The organism is Streptomyces sp. N35 (genome assembly GCF_016464295.1).
In the GTDB taxonomy this organism is placed as follows: Bacteria; Actinomycetota; Actinomycetes; order Streptomycetales; family Streptomycetaceae; genus Streptomyces.
Map to the genome: position 1 here is coordinate 50,936 of NZ_JAEIMH010000031.1, position 16,174 is coordinate 67,109.

The 16,174-nt window shown below is 70.9% G+C and carries 15 protein-coding genes and 1 tRNA gene; 4 read left to right on the top strand and 12 right to left on the bottom strand.

Annotated elements, in window-relative coordinates; genetic code table 11:
• The first annotated feature begins 124 nt into the window (after positions 1-124).
• Complete coding sequence (locus tag JAO81_RS18830) at positions 125-748, top strand: NADPH-dependent F420 reductase (protein WP_199549033.1); 624 nt, start codon at positions 125-127, stop codon at positions 746-748.
• Positions 749-838: 90 nt separating this feature from the next.
• Positions 839-1,432, top strand: coding sequence for a rhomboid-like protein (locus JAO81_RS18835; protein WP_307813470.1), 594 nt, complete (start codon positions 839-841; stop codon positions 1,430-1,432).
• Between the two features lie 114 nt (positions 1,433-1,546).
• Here the strand turns inward: JAO81_RS18835 and JAO81_RS18840 are convergent.
• Positions 1,547-1,634: transfer RNA gene (locus tag JAO81_RS18840), tRNA-Ser, on the bottom strand.
• Positions 1,635-2,190: 556 nt separating this feature from the next.
• Between JAO81_RS18840 and JAO81_RS18845 the strand changes: the two genes are divergently transcribed.
• Positions 2,191-3,618 (top strand): DEAD/DEAH box helicase, encoded by a 1,428-nt coding sequence (locus tag JAO81_RS18845; protein WP_199549035.1) that lies wholly within the window; start codon positions 2,191-2,193, stop codon positions 3,616-3,618.
• A gap of 109 nt (positions 3,619-3,727) precedes the next feature.
• On the opposite strand, the gene JAO81_RS18850 is transcribed toward JAO81_RS18845, so the two are convergent.
• The 10 genes from JAO81_RS18850 to JAO81_RS18895 all read right to left on the bottom strand — a co-directional run bounded on the left by JAO81_RS18850 (position 3,728) and on the right by JAO81_RS18895 (position 14,303).
• Entirely contained in the window at positions 3,728-4,078 is a 351-nt protein-coding gene (locus JAO81_RS18850; protein ID WP_199549036.1) for a DUF488 domain-containing protein, read from the bottom strand.
• 283 nt (positions 4,079-4,361) lie between these two features.
• Positions 4,362-5,183, bottom strand: coding sequence for an HAD family hydrolase (locus JAO81_RS18855; RefSeq protein ID WP_199549037.1), 822 nt, complete (start codon positions 5,181-5,183; stop codon positions 4,362-4,364).
• The gene (gene serS / locus JAO81_RS18860; RefSeq protein WP_199549038.1) at positions 5,180-6,457 is read right to left on the bottom strand and encodes a serine--tRNA ligase; all 1,278 of its coding nucleotides are present in this window, start codon (positions 6,455-6,457) and stop codon (positions 5,180-5,182) included. The genes JAO81_RS18855 and serS overlap by 4 nt, the downstream gene beginning before the upstream one ends.
• 648 nt (positions 6,458-7,105) lie before the next feature.
• A complete protein-coding gene (pheA, locus tag JAO81_RS18865) occupies positions 7,106-8,041 on the bottom strand; it encodes a prephenate dehydratase (RefSeq protein ID WP_199549039.1) in 936 nt (311 codons plus the stop codon).
• A gap of 76 nt (positions 8,042-8,117) precedes the next feature.
• Positions 8,118-9,389: an iron uptake transporter deferrochelatase/peroxidase subunit gene (gene efeB, locus JAO81_RS18870; RefSeq protein WP_199549040.1), complete on the bottom strand. Its 1,272-nt coding sequence runs from the start codon at positions 9,387-9,389 to the stop codon at positions 8,118-8,120.
• Between the two features lie 3 nt (positions 9,390-9,392).
• Entirely contained in the window at positions 9,393-11,357 is a 1,965-nt protein-coding gene (locus JAO81_RS18875) for a copper resistance protein CopC (protein ID WP_199549041.1), read from the bottom strand.
• 19 nt (positions 11,358-11,376) lie between these two features.
• Complete coding sequence (locus JAO81_RS18880; protein ID WP_199549042.1) at positions 11,377-11,841, bottom strand: copper chaperone PCu(A)C; 465 nt, start codon at positions 11,839-11,841, stop codon at positions 11,377-11,379.
• A complete protein-coding gene (locus tag JAO81_RS18885; RefSeq protein WP_199549043.1) occupies positions 11,838-12,548 on the bottom strand; it encodes an SCO family protein in 711 nt (236 codons plus the stop codon). The genes JAO81_RS18880 and JAO81_RS18885 overlap by 4 nt, the downstream gene beginning before the upstream one ends.
• Positions 12,549-12,585: 37 nt before the next feature.
• Positions 12,586-13,323, bottom strand: coding sequence for a YcnI family protein (locus JAO81_RS18890; RefSeq protein WP_199549044.1), 738 nt, complete (start codon positions 13,321-13,323; stop codon positions 12,586-12,588).
• A 185-nt stretch (positions 13,324-13,508) separates the two neighbouring features.
• A complete protein-coding gene (locus tag JAO81_RS18895; protein ID WP_199549045.1) occupies positions 13,509-14,303 on the bottom strand; it encodes a hypothetical protein in 795 nt (264 codons plus the stop codon).
• A gap of 216 nt (positions 14,304-14,519) precedes the next feature.
• Here JAO81_RS18895 and JAO81_RS18900 point away from each other — a divergent pair, with 216 nt between their 5' ends.
• Entirely contained in the window at positions 14,520-14,993 is a 474-nt protein-coding gene (locus JAO81_RS18900; protein ID WP_199549046.1) for an ATP-binding protein, read from the top strand.
• A 14-nt stretch (positions 14,994-15,007) separates the two neighbouring features.
• Here the strand turns inward: JAO81_RS18900 and JAO81_RS18905 are convergent.
• The coding region (locus JAO81_RS18905) for a PLP-dependent aminotransferase family protein (RefSeq protein ID WP_199549047.1) at positions 15,008-16,174 on the bottom strand (1,167 nt) is incomplete at its 5' end.

A 16,174-nucleotide genomic window follows, 5' to 3' on the forward strand; every position in this document is an offset into this window, starting at 1 on the left:
GGGGGGCCGCCGCCCCCCCCCCCCCCCCCCCCCCCCGGGCCCCGGGCCCCCCCACCTGCGTGGGCCCCCGGGCCCGTTCCGTCGCCTGATCCTTCGCGTGGCTCGCCCTCGTAACGTCACTGCCATGCGCATCGGAATCCTCGGAACAGGCAATGTGGGCAAGGCAGTTGCGGCAGGCGCGGCGGCCGCCGGGCACGAGGTGGTGTTCGGCTCCCGCGACCCGGACTCCCGCAAGGACCTCGACCACCCGGTCCTCACCCAGCAGGAGGCGGCCGCCCACGGCGAACTCGTGATCAACGCCCTCGGCTCGGGCGCCTCCCTCGACACCCTCCCCGGCCTCGCCGCCCAGCTCGACGGCAAGGTGCTCCTCGACATCGCCATTGACCTGACGCCCGCCATGGACCTCATCCATCTCGACGTGTCCCTCGCCGAGCAGCTGCAGACCGCCCTGCCCGGCACGCGCGTGGTGAAGACCTTCTGCACCGTCGACAGCGCGATCATGGCCCACCCGCTCAAGACCCTCGACACCCCGACCACGATCTTCCTCTCGGGCGAGGACGCCGCCGCGAAGACCACCGTCGGCTCCCTCCTGGAGGACTTCGGCTGGGCCCCGGAGCAGCAGCTCGACCTGGGCGGGATCGCGACCGCCCGCGCACAGGAGCACATGGCCCTGATGTTCGTGGCGGTGGCCGGCGCGGTCGGCGGCCATGTCTTCAACTTCTCGCTGGTCACGCCGCGTGCAGCCTGACCCGGGCCGGGTGATGATCAAGGGGTGACTGAGGACCGGGCCCCGGCATCGGAGCGGTCACCCGAACCGTCACGACCCGTGCGGAGCTGGGTGCGCTCCGCCCCCGGCACGCACGTATGGCTGCTGATCATCTTCTGTACGAGCGTGGTGAGCGTCCTTGCCACGGACGAGTTCCAGACCTATCTGCTCCACCGCACCAGCAGCAATCTGGTGCAGCTCAACGAACGCCCGGTCCAGGCCCTGCTGCTCAGCGCGTTCTGGATCGAGAACCCGAGCTCGCTCCCCCTGTACGTGGTCCTCTTCGAGCTGATCCACGCACGGGTGGAGCGGGCGGTCGGGACCCTGCGCTGGCTGACCGTCGTGGCCACCGGCCATATCGCGGCGACGCTCATCAGCCAGAAGGTGGTCCTGTACCAGATCCAGCACCATGACGTCTCGCGCCACCTGATCCACGTCGTCGACATCGGCGTCTCGTACGGCATCGCGGCCGCCGCCGGCTTCCTCACGTATCTGCTGCCCGGCCGCTGGAAATGGCCCTACGCCGCCGCCGTCATCGCCTTCTTCGCCATCCCTCTGGCGGCGGACGCGACGTTCACGGACCTGGGGCATGCGATCGCTGTGGTGATCGGGTTTGCCTTTTGGCCGTTGGCGAAGGGGCGGCGGCGTTCGGCTTACGTGCGGTGAGCGGAAGAGGTGGGGGTCGCACCTACGGCTTCATGCGTCGTGCATACGGCTTCATGCGTCGTGGACAGGGCTTCATGCGTCGTGCATACCGCTTCATGCGTCGTGCATACGGCGCGGAGGATGCGCGGATCGAACGCGCGCGGGGTTTCGGGCCCCGACGACGGCTTAGCAAGCCGCTGCCTTACCACTCGGCCAATCCTCCTTGGCGGGGTGTGGGGGGCCAGCCCCCACGAGCCCCGCAGGACACAGCGCCCCCGCGTCCACACGCACCGACGGATGGGCGCGGGGGCATGGGGGCGGCAGCCCCCAGAAGTGGGAGGGGCGGCCCGTGCGGCACGGCGCACGAGAAAGCCGCCCCGGGCTGCTCACAGGGCGGCTGCGACGGAGCGCGGTGAACTACTCCGGAGCCGGGTGCTGTGAACTGCCCTGTCGGGAGCTCGACGAGCTCGAACTGGACATCGTCGTGCTCCTCTCCCAGTAGTCGGGCGCCATGAAGAGGCGCTGCGGACATCACTACTGTGCCCGTCCACCCGGCCGGCGCGCCACTCATTTATCGCGCATCTGTACGGCGGCCAGGCGCAGTTGGGAGCCCACGGCCACCGCGGCTGCCGTCATGGTTGCCGCCGTGATCGCCGCCGTGGTTCCGAGCCCGCGCAAAGCACCGAGCCGCCGCGCGACCCGCATCCCGGTTACCGTTGGACGTTGGCCGCGCGCTCCCGCCGTGCCTCCCCGGTACGTTCCCCACGCGGAAGGCCCACATGAACCACCCGGACCGCCCCGGCACCCCGGACGGCGAGCTCGCCCCGGCAGCGCACCCGGTGACCTCCTTCGCCGACCTCGAGCTGCCCGCCGAGGTGCTGCGGACCCTCACCGAGCAGGGCGTACGCGAGCCCTTCCCGATCCAGTCGGCCACGCTCCCCAGCGCCCTCGCGGGCAGCGATGTCCTGGGACGCGGGCGGACCGGTTCGGGCAAGACGCTCGCTTTCGGCCTGGCGCTGCTCGTACGGACAGCGGGCCGGCGCGCGGAGCCGAAGCAGCCCCTCGCCCTGATCCTGGTACCCACCCGGGAGCTGGCCCAGCAGGTCACCGAGGCGCTCAAGCCGTACGCCGAAGCACTCGGGCTGCGGATGGCCACGGTCGTCGGCGGTATCTCGATCGGCCGGCAGATCGCCGCGCTGCGCGACGGTGCCGAGGTCGTCGTCGCCACCCCCGGCCGGCTGCACGACCTCATCGAGCGCAAGGCCTGCAAGCTCGGCCGGGTCCGGATCACCGTCCTCGACGAGGCCGACCAGATGTGCGACATGGGCTTCCTGCCGCAGGTCACCGAGGCGCTGGACCAGGTGCACCCCGACGGGCAGCGGATGCTGTTCTCGGCCACCTTGGACCGCGACGTCGACGAGCTGGTCCACCGCTACCTGCACGACCCCGTCGTGCACTCGGTCGACCCGTCCGCCGGCGCGGTCACGACGATGGCCCACCATGTGCTGATCGTCCACGGCCCGGACCGGTACGCCGTCACCACGGAGATCGCCTCCCGTGACGGCCGCGTCCTGCTGTTCCTGGACACCAGGGCCTCCGTCGACCTGCTCACCAAGCACCTGCGGGCCCACGGAGTGCACGCCGCGGCCCTGCACAGCGGCAAGTCCCAGCCGGAGCGCAGCAAGACCCTCGCGCGGTTCAGGGACGGCGGGATCACCGCCCTGGTGGCGACCAACGTCGCGGCCCGCGGGCTGCACATCGACGACCTCGACCTGGTGGTCAACGTCGATCCGCCCACCGACCCCAAGGACTATCTGCACCGCGCGGGCCGTACCGCCCGCGCCGGCGCGTCCGGCAGCGTCGTCACCCTGGTCCTGTCCGGCCAGCGCCGCGCCATGAGCGAGCTGACGGCCGAGGCCGGCATCGACCCGACGGTCACCAAGGTGCGCTCGGGCGAGGCGGAACTGAGCCGGATCACGGGCGCCAAGGCCCCTTCCGGTCGTCCGCTCGACGGCGCTGCCCGCCCCAAGAACACAAACGCGCCCTTCCGCGGCATGGGCACCAGCAAGGGTGCGCCCGGCAGTACGGGTGGCGGTGGCGGTGGCGCGGGCGGCGCCGGCGGCAAGGGCGGCAAGTCCCGCAAGTCCCGCGAGGCGCAGCAGCTCGCCGAGGCGCGCAAGGCCGCCCGGGTCAGGCGCGGCGGCTGACGGCCGGCGAGACGTACGGAGGGCTGGAAGGATGTACGGGCTGGGAGGGGCGTACGGGCTGGGAGGGGCGTACGGCTAAGTGCTGGAAGGGCGTACAGGCCGGAAGGGCCTACGGGCCCAACACCCGTAGCAGCACCGCCACATGACTGTGGTCGATGTCCTTCGACGCGGTCAGGAGCGTGACCGGGCCGGCAGCCGCGAGGCCCCGCAGTTCGTCGAGTGCGGCCGCCGCTTCCGGCTCCGCGAGCTCCGCCTCGTACCGCTGCGAGAACTCCTCGAAGGACCCCGAGCCCGCGTGGTACCACTTCCGCAGCTCCGTCGACGGGGTCAGGCTCTTGGGCCATACGTCGATGCGCGCCGCGTCCTTGGCGAGGCCGCGCGGCCACAGACGGTCCACCAGGACCCGCTGTCCGTCGGACGGTGAGGGGCCCTCGTAGATCCTGCGGCCGCGAAGGGTCATGTGCCGAGCCTACGGGCGGGCATGCTCAGGCGCCGGGCGGCGTGGTGCCGTACGGCATGCCCAGGTGCCGAGTGGGCGGCCCAGGCGCCGAGCGGGTGTTGTCAGTGCGGGCCGATAGCCTTTGAAGGGCTCGGCCCCCGGGAGGGAGGGGTCTGTCCGGGCCACGCGTCGCTCACACGCCGAGCAGCAAGCTCACGCCCCCGCCCAGCCGCAAACTCACGCCCCGCCCAGCCGCAAACTCACGCCCTGCCCGGCCGCAAGCTCAAGCCCCGCAGCCGCCAGCTCAAGCCCCGAGCAACCGCTCCAGGACCACCGCGATGCCGTCGTCCTCGTTGGACAGCGTCACCTCGTCGGCGACCGCCTTCAGCTCGTCGTGCGCGTTGGCCATCGCGACGCCGTGCGCCGCCCAGCCGAACATCGGGACGTCATTGGGCATATCGCCGAAGGCGATCGTGTCGACGGCCTTCACACCCAGGCGGCGGGCCGCCACCGCGAGCCCCGTGGCCTTCGAGAGCCCCAGCGGCAGCAGCTCCACGATGCCCGCGCCGGCCATCGTGACCCCGACCAGCTCGCCCGCGACCCGGTGCGCCACGGCCCACAGCTCGTCGTCGGTGAGGTCGGGGTGCTGGACGTACACCTTGTTCAAAGGCGCCGACCACAGCTCCGAGGCGTCCTTGATCGGGACGTACGGGAGCGGGCCCTCCTGGGCCTGGTAGCCCGGGCCGATCAGGACGTCGCCGTCCACACCGTCGCGGCTCGCGGCCAGGGACAGCGGGCCGACCTCGGCCTCGATCTTGGCGAGAGCCAGGCCCGCGAGCTGGCGGTCGAGCGTGACCGAGGTGAGCAGCCGGTGCTCGCCCGCGTGGTAGACCTGCGCGCCCTGCCCGCACACCGCGAGCCCCTCGTACCCGAGGTCGTCGAGGATGTGCCGGGTCCAGGGCACCGCCCGGCCGGTGACGACGATGTGCGCCGCACCGGCCGCGACGGACGCGGCGAGCGCGTCGCGGGTGCGCTGCGAGACCGTGTGGTCGTCACGCAGGAGCGTGCCGTCCAGATCGGTCGCGACCAGCTTGTACGGGAAGCCCTCGCCCTGTGCTGAACTCACTTGGCGATCGGCTCCAGGAACTCACGGCCGCCGAGGTAGGGACGCAGCACCTCGGGCACGCGCACCGAGCCGTCAGGCTGCTGGTGGTTCTCCAGGATCGCCACGATGGTGCGCGGGACGGCGCAGAGCGTGCCGTTGAGCGTGGCAAGCGGCTTGACCTGCTTGCCGTCGCGCATACGGATCGACAGGCGGCGCGACTGGAACTCGGTGCAGTCCGAGGTCGAGGTCAGCTCGCGGTACTTGCCCTGGGTCGGGATCCAGGCTTCGCAGTCGAACTTGCGGGCCGCGGACGAACCGAGGTCGCCGGTGGCGACGTCGATCACGCGGTAGGGCAGCTCGAGGGAGTCGAGCCACTGCTTCTCCCACTCCAGGAGCCGCTGGTGCTCGGCCTGCGAGTCCGCCGGATCGACGTACGAGAACATCTCGACCTTGTCGAACTGGTGGACCCGGAAGATGCCCCGGGTGTCCTTGCCATGGGAACCGGCCTCGCGGCGGAAGCAGGGCGAGAAGCCCGCGTAGCGCAGCGGCAGCCGGTCGGCCTCGATGATCTCGTCCATGTGGTACGCGGCGAGCGCGACCTCGGAGGTGCCGACGAGGTACAGGTCGTCCTTGTCGAGGTGGTAGACGTCCTCGGCGGCCTGGCCGAGGAAGCCGGTGCCGGCCATTGACTGCGGGCGCACCAGGGCGGGTACCAGCATCGGCGTGAAGCCGGCGGCGGTGGCCTGGGCGATCGCGGCGTTCACCAGGGCGAGTTCGAGCAGGGCGCCCACGCCGGTGAGGAAGTAGAAGCGCGAACCGGAGACCTTGGCGCCGCGTTCGACGTCGATCGCGCCGAGGATGTTGCCGAGTTCGAGGTGGTCCTTGGGCGTGAAGCCCTCCTCCTCGAAGTCACGGATGGTGCCGTGCGTCTCGAGGGTGACGAAGTCCTCCTCGCCGCCGACCGGGACGCCGGGGTGCACGAGGTTGCCGAGGCGCTGCAGGAGCTCCTCGGTCTCGGCCTTCGCCTTGTCCTGTTCGGCGTCGGCGGCCTTGACGGCGGCGGCGAGCTCTCCGGTCTTCTTCAGGAGCTCCTGCTTCTCCTCGGGCGAGGCCTTGGAGATCAGCTTGCCGATCGCCTTCTGCTCGGCGCGGAGTTCGTCGAAGCGGACGCCGGACGACCTGCGCCGTTCATCGGCGGAGATGAGGGAGTCGACGAGCGCGACGTCCTCACCACGGGCGCGCTGGGAAGCGCGGACACGGTCGGGGTCCTCACGGAGCAGGCGAAGGTCAATCACGCGTCCAGGCTACCGGTGTGGGCTCCGGACCCCCCACCTGGTATTTCGGTGCGTCACGTTATGCCCTATTTATTCCGCTTGGTGAGGAATTAGGAATACGCGGAATCCAGGCGGGACTGCGCGCGGGACTGCACGTCAAGAAAAGTCTCCGCGCATGCCCGGAAAGTGGCAATCCCGGTTCATCGGCTTGACCCGACTCGCTTGTGTGGAACGGGACTTGGGGGCGGGTTGTCCACAGCAATCCACCGGTTCGGAAAGTTATCCACAGGGTGTGCGGGCGATCTGTGGATTTCGGAGGTGATCATTCCAAGCCGGGAAAGTCCGCCTCAGGATTCCCGGTTCAAACCTCTCGTACACCCACTTTCGAGTGGATTCGACTCGCTCCAAGGAGTTGATCAATGGAAACAGGCTGACGAAGGGTGACATGCCCGGCTGTGGACAGATGTGGGCCGCAGGAGCCGATATGTCGACCCTGTCGCAGTTTGTTGTCGACTTGTCCCCAGGTCGAGATGCAGCCTGTGGAAAACTTCTGTGGACAGAGAAAATCCGCAGGTAGGACTGCGGACAGGAGGGGACGGACCGGGGGACAAAGGGCCGGGGTAAGGGGCGGGAGGGGAAGGGACCGGAGGGGAAGGGACCGCGAAGGGCTTACGCCCGACCGTCCTGCGCCCGCGCCAGCCAGTCCGAAGCCGAGACGAAGTCGGCGTCCGTCGTTCCGGGACGCAGCGCGCGGACCTCCGAGGGCGCGACGCCCGCCCGCGGATACGAGCCGAGGAAACGCACCTTCGGCGAGATCCGCTTGAGCCCCATCAGGGCCTCACCGACCCGGCGGTCCGAGATATGACCCTCGGCGTCCACGGCGAAGCAGTAGTTGCCGATGCCGGCGCCGGTCGGCCGGGACTGGATCAGCATCAGGTTGACCCCGCGTACGGCGAACTCCTGGAGCAGTTCGAGCAGCGCGCCCGGGTGGTCGTCGCCGAGCCAGATGACCACGGAGGTCTTGTCGGCGCCGGTCGGTGCGGCCGGCCGGGCCGGACGGCCGACCAGGACGAACCGGGTCTCGGCGTTCTCGGCGTCGTGGATGTCGGTGACGAGCGCTTCGAGGCCGTACGTGGCCGCGGCGAACTCACCCGCGAAGGCCGCGTCGAACCGGCCCTCCTGGACGAGCCGGGCCCCGTCCGCGTTGGACGCCGCGGACTCCCACAGGGCGTCCGGCAGATGGCCCCGCAGCCAGTTGCGGACCTGGGGCTGGGCCACGGGGTGACCGGTCACGGTCTTGATGTCGGAGAGCTTGGTGCCCGGCCGTACGAGCAGCGCGAAGGCGATCGGGAGCAGCACCTCGCGGTAGATCATCAGCGGTTCGCCGGTGGCGAGTTCGTCGAGGGTGGCGGTGACGCCGCCCTCCACGGAGTTCTCGATCGGGACGAGCGCGGCGGCGGCCTCCCCGCTGCGTACGGCATCGAGCGCCGCCGGCACCGAGACCATCGGCACGAGCTCGCGGGTGGCGGCCTCCGGCAGCGTGCGCAGGGCGGCCTCCGTGAAGGTGCCTTCGGGGCCGAGGTACGTGTAACGGGTCGCCGACATACCGTCACCCTAATGGGCCAGATGGGACCATGCTGCCCATGCCCGGCGGGTCACCCGTGCGGGGAGCCTTCAGCCTTCACCCTTCGAGCAGCCGCTGCCCCACGTACTCACCCTTGCCCGGCCCGCCCGGCACCGCGAACAGCCCGCTCGACTCGTGCCGGATGAACGAGGACAGCGCGTCGCCGCGGTCGAGCTTGCGCTGCACCGCGGTGAAGCCGCGCAGCGGGTCCGCCTGCCAGCAGATGAAGAGCAGCCCGGCGTCCGGTGTCCCGTCCGCCGCGATCCCGTCGTGGTACGAGAACGGGCGGCGCAGCATCGCGGCCCCGCCGTTCTGGTCCGGGCGCGAGATGCGGGCGTGGGCATCGGCCGGGATGGCGACCTTGCCGTCGGCGCCCACCTTGTCGAGCTCCGGCTCCGTGGTCTCCGTACCGCCCGTCAAGGGCGCACCGTCCGACTTGCGGCGGCCGATGACCTTCTCCTGGGCGTCGACCGAGAGTTTCTCCCAGTCGTCGAGCAGCATCCGGATCCGGCGCACCACCGCGTACGAGCCACCGGCCATCCACGAGGGGTCGCCCGAAGCCGGCACGAAGATCCGCTGGTCGAAGTCGGATTCCGAGGGCTTGGGGTTGTTGGTGCCGTCGACCTGCCCCATCAGATTGCGTGCCGTCATGGGGTGGGCGGTGGCGCCCGGCGAGCGGTTGAAGCCGTTCATCTGCCACCGCACGCGCGCCGCGCTCCCCGCGTCCTTCTGCAGCGCACGCAGCGCGTTGAAGGCCACAAGGGCGTCGTCGGCGCCGATCTGGATCCACAGATCGCCGTCGGAGCGCTTGCGGTCCAGCTGGTCCGAGGAGAACGGCGGCAGCGGATCGAGCGCGCCGGGGCGCTGCTTCTCGAGTCCCGTACGGGAGAAGAAGCTGTGGCCGAAGCCGAAGGTGACGGTCAGCGAGGACGGGCCCGCGTCAAGCGCGATGGCCGTGGCGCCGTCCGAGACCTCGCCCCGCATCAGCCGCTCGGCCGTCGCCGACCAGCGCCGCAGCAGCGCCGCCGCCTCCTTGCGGCCCGCGCCCGGTGCGAGGTCGAAGGCGATCAGATGGCCGCGGGCGTGCAGCGGTTCGAGGATGCCGGGCTGGTGCTCGCCGCCCCAGACGGCCTCGGTCGAGCCGAGCGTCGACAGCGCGGCCGGGGCGTCCGACTCGGTGGCGGCGTACCCGGCCGCACCGCCCGCCGCGCCGAGCACCAGGCCGCCCGCGCCGACGGCACCGGCGGGGCCGAGCAGCCGCCGCCGCGAGATGCCCTCGGAACCGGACACCTCGGGCGTGCCCTCGGCCAACTGATTCGTGTCCTGCATGGTTCAGCCGATCTTCACGTTCTTGCGCACGGTCACCTGGTCGATGTCCGAGGTCCGCACGGTCACCGCGAGTTCCCACTCGCCGCCCATCGGGATCTGCACGCCGGTCGACGACCAGTGTCCCGTGACGATGCGGTCGGGCGTGACCGGCAGCGGGCCGATGTCCTTGGCCTCCAGGGTGAAGGCGACCGTGACCTCGGGGAGGTCGAAGGGCTTGCCGTTCGGACGGGTCGCCCAGACGTGCAGCTCATTGGCGCCCGTACGGCCCGGGGTCATGTCGATGCGCAGGTTGCCCTTGCCGTCCTCGCCCTTGGTGTCGAACGGCAGCGTGAGGTCGAGCGGCTGGTTCGCGGCGGCCGCCGGTGCGGACTGCTCCGACTGTTCCACGGTGCGCCCGGGTTCCGTCGAGGTCAGGACCGTCGTCACCGCGAGCAGCACGACCGCCACACCTGCCTCGGCGAGCACCGAACGCCGCAGCCCGGCCCGTCCGGGGTCCGCGTCCCGCAGCCGCTTCTCGCGGGCCGCGGCCACGGCGGCCTGCTGGCGGGCGAGTTGGGCCGCGCGCTTGGGGTTCTTCGGGGCCTTGCCCGCGGCCACGCCGACCTTGGCCCGCTGCTCGACCACCTTCGCGCCGCTGCCTTCGGCGGCCTTCGCGCCGCTCTCGGCCGAAAGCGCCGAAGGATCGGCGAGAGCGGCGGTCCAGCGCCGCGAGATCCAGCCGACCCCGAGGAGCACGGCGACCAGGCCGATCTTCGCGATCAGCAGCTGCCCGTACGACGTCCCGGTCAGCGCCGACCACGAGCCGACCTGCCGCCAGGACTGATAGAGCCCGGTCCCGGCGAGGACGACCACCGACCAGAAGGCCAGTGACGAGAACCGCCGTGCGGCCGAGGCCTCGAGGGACGGCACCTTGAACAGCGCCACGAGCAGCGCGGTCAGACCACCGAGCCACGTCGCCACGGCCAGCAGGTGCAGCACGTCGACGGGCATGGCGATCCCCGTCTGGATCCCGCTGGACGCGTGCTCGGCCAGCGCCCACGTCGAGGCGATCCCCGCCGCGACCACGGTGCCGCCGATCGCCAGACCGAAGGTCAGGTCCCGCTTCTCCGCTGCGTCCTCCGGCTTCGCCTCGGAGGCCTCGCGCTTCGCGTACGCCCCGAAGAGCACCGCGATGAACAGCGCCGCGGCCGCGAGAAGCAGCAGCCGTGAGACGAGCGCCGCGCCCGTCTTCGTCTGCAGGACCTCGCTGATCTGCCCGAGGTCGAGGACGTCGGAGAGCTTGCCGGAGTCGGTGTACGGGCCGCGCAGCAGCAGCAGCGCGAGCGTCGCCGCGGTGAGCGCCACCCATCCGTACGCCACAAGGCGCTGCATCGGACGGGCCGTCGCCCCCTTCGGCCAGCAGATGAGGACGAAGGCCGCGCCGCCCGCCATCAAGGTGAAGGCGGCGTACGAGACATAGCGCGCGATGCCGTAGAGCACACCGACCGCACCGCCGCCGGCCTCCTGGCCGGAGAGCTGCACGGTGGTGTCGGAGGGTGCGCCGATCGAGAAGCTGAAGGCGCCCGAGACCGGATGGCTGTCGGTGGAGACGGCCTTCCAGGCCACGGTGAAGGTGCCGTCGGGCAGCCCGGCGACCAGCCGCTTCTCGTACGAGGCCGCATTGCCGGGCTTCCCGCTGCTGACGTCCTTGATCGTGCCCTTGTCGACCCGCTTGCCCTTCGGGTCGAGCACCCGCACCGAGTCGTCCGACATCGCGACCTTCTCGGTGAAGTGCAGGGTCACCTTGTCCGGCGCCTGCTGCACCACCGACCCCTGCCCGGGATCGCTGCCGGTCAGCGCGGCATGCGCTGACGCGGGCGCGGCACCGGCGAGCAGCGCCCCGGTGACGGCCACGAACAGCAGCAGGAACTGCACGAGGGGAGTGCGGACGATCCCGCTCGTACGAGGACGGGGGGCGGTGGGCGGCATGGCTTGCGGTCCCCTTTTCTCAGCTGTTCTTCGGGTTGTACGTGGCGTCCTTGACCTCGAGCTCGGTCTTCACCGTGCCCGCCTTCTCGAAGCGCAGCTCCACCTCGACCTTGTCGCCCACCTTCGGCATGGACGTGAGCTCCATGAACATCAGGTGGTTGCCGCCGCGCTCGAAGTCGAGCTCGCCGCCCGCCGGGATGGCGAAGGAGGCGACGTGCTGCATCTTCTGGTCGACCGTGCGGTGGCCCATGACCTCGTCGGCGAGCGGGCTGCTCATCCCGATGAGCTTGTCGGCGGCGCCCTTGTTGACGATGGTCATGAAGCCGCCGGCCATGTCCTTGAGCGCGGGCTTCGGCATATAGCCGTCGCGCACGCTCAACTGCGGCTCGGACGCGCCCTGTTCGGACCCGGAGTCCGAACAGCCCGCGAGCAGCGCCACCGAGGTGAGGGCTATGGCGCCGGCCAGGGCGGCGCGGCGCCTCACGGCCTCTCCCCCTTCATGATCTTGGGGAGGTCCTTGGCGTAGTCGTCCGAGGTGGCTTCCTCGCCGTTGTAGAGGACATAGCCCGCGTCGGTCTTCGGCGAGAACGCGATGACCTGCTTGCCGTGCGTGGAGGTGACGGTGCCGTCCTTCTCCTTCACCGGCTCCTCGATGACGATGCCGAGCGAGCGCGCGCTGGCCTGGATCGTCGGGAAGTCGCCGGTCAGACCGATGAAGGACGGGTCCTGGGACTTCATCCACGTGCCCAGGTGCTCAGGGGTGTCCCGCTCGGGGTCGGAACTGACCATGATGACCTGGAGCTTGTCGATCTCGGCCTTGGGGAGCTTCTTCTCCAGCTCCTTCTTGGCCACGGCGAGATTGCTCATGGTGAGCGGGCAGACGTCGGGGCAGTGCGTGTAGCCGTAATAGATCAGCGTCGGCTTGCCCTTGGTCTGCTCGCGCAGATCGAACTTCTTGCCGTGGGTGTCCGTCAGGACCAGATCAGGCTTCTCGAACGGCCGGTCGAGGACCGTCGCCGCCTTCTCCACGGTGATGTCGGTGGCGGCGGGCGGCGTCTTGGAGTCGTCCCCGCTCTGGGTGACGGCGAGGGCGCCGGCCCCGAGGGCCAGCGCCGCGCCGACGGCGATACCGGTGATCAGGCCCACGCGTCGCTTGGGCCGCCCGGCATCGTCGTGCTTCTGGATGGGCATGGGTTTTCTCTCTCAGCAGGTGGTGCGGGTGCGGCCGTCAGGCCGAACGACGACGTCCGGCCAGCACGCCGAACGCCACACCCGCCGCACCCACCAGGATGCCCGCGATGCCGAGCGCCCTTGCGGTGCCGTCGCTGGAGTCGGCGGAGGCGGTGTTCTCCTTGGCGTCGTCGCCGCTCTTGCCGTCCGAGTCGGAGCTCGCGGCCTTGTCGGCGGAGCCGCCGCCGTGGTGGTCGTCGGCCGCCTCGGTCAGCTGGAGGACGGGCGCGGGCTTCTCCGGCTCCTCGCCGCCCTCGACCGGCTCCTCGATCCAGCGCACGACTTCCTTGTCGCTGTACGTCTGCAGCGCCTTGAACACCATCTGGTCGGCGTCCTCGGGCAGCTGGCCGAGCGAGACCGGGAACTGCTGGAACTGACCGGGCTGCACGCCCTTGTCGTCCGCGGTCCAGGTGACCTTGGAGACCGCCTCGGTGATCTTGTTGCCGTGCACCTCGAGCGGCTTGTCCAGCTTGGACTTGGTGACCTTGACGTCCCAGCCCGGCACCGGCTGCGGCATCACGGACGCGAGCGGGTGGTCGGTCGGGAAGTTGACCTCGAGCTTGACCGTCGAGGCGGTGTCGGACTCGTTGGGCACCTTGAAGTTGACGGTGGCGTACGAGCCCTTGGCGGCCTCGCCCTGCGGCTGGACGGAGACATGCGCGAAGGCCGTACCGGAGAGCAGGACGACGGAACCGGCGGCGACGGCGGACGCGGTCAGAACACGAGAGATCTTCATGGCGGAAACTCCACTCGGCAGTGGTGAAAGGTGGCGGGACTTCACAACGCAGCCGGCCGTTGGGCGGCCGTGCGTGCGTGTCTGCCGCGCGACACCCTCCGTGCTGCAGAAGTGCAGAAGTGCAGAAGTGCAGAAGTGCAGAAGTGCACAAGTGCAGAAATGCAGGGGTGCAGGAGGAAGCCGCGTCAGGCAGCGAGCGCGAACCCGTCCGCGGGCGGCCCGCGCCTGATCACCGTGTGCGCGAGTGCGGTGGTACGGGGCTTCGCGGGCGGATCCGGCAGCGCACCCCGTGCGCTCCCGGCCGTCCCTGGCGCACCCGGAAGGCCGGCCCGCAGGACGCGCACCAGCGCGAGCGCAGCGCGCAGCCTCCGTACGAGCGCCACCTCCGCGATCCCCTGCACCGAGAAGAGGGACAGTTCGACGACCCGCATCAGCGCGAGATCACCGCGGCGAAGCAGCCAGCCGAGCGCGAGCGCGGCCAGCAGGTGGCCGAGCAGCATCGGCAGATCGGGCAGCAGGTGCGCGCCCGGAGCCATGCCGTCGGGCATGTGATGGGCGTGGCCGCCCGAGGCCGGCGGGGCGAGACCCGCGTTCGCGAGAATGCCGTACGCCTGGTGAGGGCTGGTGACCACGGCCCCGGCTCCGCACAGCAGACCGGTGGCCTGCTCCATCGCGGAGTGGTCGGCCATGCTCTGCGCGGCCATCTGCTGGCTCTGCCCGAACAGGCAGTGCAGCCCCAGCTGGCCCACCGCGAGCGCCCCGGTGATCGCCGCGGCGGAGCGCGGCCGTCCGGAGAGCGGCACGGCGATCGCGAGCGTCGACAGGAAGCCGAGGCCCAGGGACCAGACCGGCACGGACCCGTGCGAGGCGAGGAGATGCCCGCCCGCGGACAGCGCGACACAGACCGTGGCAAAGGCCACGGCCCTGAGCAGCCGGAACTCGGTTCCGGACCGTGGTGCGCGGGGCTGGGGGGCAGGCATGACCGGCTCATCATCGCACTGGGCTTATCCCGTCCGTACGGCAGGTCCGCAAGGTCCGGAACGTGAGGTTCTGCCCAGGGCCCGGGTTTCTTTACACCTGGTGATGTATGCGGCACATCCGCCGTATGGGCGGCATCACGTCAACTCGGCGATTGCAGAAGGCCGTAGGCGGCAATACGTATCGGTATGCCGAGCCGCAGCCAGGAGGCCTGAGCCATGAGCCTTTGGTGGTCACTCCACTTGCGGCGCGAGGCTGCCAGCGTTCCGCTCGCCCGCCGGTTACTGCTCGGCACGATGGAGACCGCGGGCGTCGACCCCGACATCTCCTTCGAACTGTCGGTCGCGCTGACCGAGGCCTGTGCCAACGCGGTGGAGCACGGGGCTTCGGAGTACGGCTCCGGCGAGCCCCGCCCGGATCAGGACGCGTACCGGGTGACGGCGTATCTGGACGGCGAGAAGTGCCGTATCGAGGTCGCCGACTCGGGGCCCGGTTTCCCGCTGGCCACGATCGAACGGCCCACGACGCGTGACTACACCCCGTCGGCGGACTGGGAAGCGGAACACGGCCGGGGCCTGGGCCTCATCGAAGAGATCGCCGACCACGTCTCCTTCGCCAACCGCGACGGCGCGGTGGTCAGCTTCGACAAGATCCTGAAGTGGCGCACGGACTCACCGCTGGTCACGGTCTAGGGGCGGGCAGCCGGTCACGGTCCAGGGGCGGGCAGCACCGAGCACAGCGCGTCCAACGCCGTCCCGTACGCATGCTCCGCCGGCGCGGCGTACCCCACCACGAGGCCCTCGTGAGGCGAAGCTCCCGCATCCGGATGCCGGAACGCCGAAAGCCCGTCGACCGCGACCCCCGCCCGCGCGGCCCGCGCCAAGGTCCCCGCCTCCGTGCGGGCAGGCAACCGCAGCACCGCGTGCAGACCCGCCGCGATCCCGGACACAAAGACGTGCGGCGCCCGCTCCGCGAGGACCGAGACCAGACGGTCCCGCCGTCCCCGGTAGCGCTGCCGCATCCGCCGTACATGCCGGTCGTACTGCCCGGACCTGAGAAACTCCGCCAGTGTGAGCTGGTCGAGCGCGCTCGCCCACGCCTCCCGTTCGCCCTTCACGCCGACCACCGCGTCGACGAGATGCCCCGGCAGCACCATCCACCCCAGCCGCACCGCGGGTGACAGGCTCTTGCTGACCGAGCCGAGATAGATCACGTGCTCGGGGTCCAGCCCCTGTACGGCGCCGACGGGTTCGCGGTCGTAGCGGAACTCGCCGTCGTAGTCGTCCTCCAGGACAAGACCGCCCCGCCCCCGTGCCCACTCCACCGCGGCCGCCCGCCGCCCGGACGCCAGCGGCCCGCCGGTCGGGAACTGGTGCGCCGGGGTCAGCAGCACGGCCCGCGCACCGGACGTCAACTCCTCGGTCCGTGCGCCCTGTTCGTCGACCTCGATCGGCACCGTACGCACGGAGGCGGCGGCCATCAGCGAGCGGTGGAACCCGAGCCCGTACGCCTCGACGGCCAGCGGACCGCGCAGGACCCCGCGCCCGGAGCCGCCCGCGCCCCCGAACAGCAGCCGCAGCGCATGCGCGAAGCCCGAACAGACGACGATGCGGTCCGGCTCCGTGCGCACCCCGCGCGCCCGCGCCAGGTACTCCGCGAGCGCCTCGCGCAGCTCGGGACGCCCGCGTGGATCGCCGGGCCCGAAGGCCTCGTTGGGCGCGGAGGTCAGTGCACGGCGGGCGGCAGCGGCCCATGCGGTACGCGGGAACGACGCCGCGTCCGGCTTTCCCTGGCCGAGATCGTGCACCACCACCGGCCGGGGCGCCCCCGCCCCCGCCGGCCCGGGGGCCCGCCCCCGGGGCCCAGCACCCGC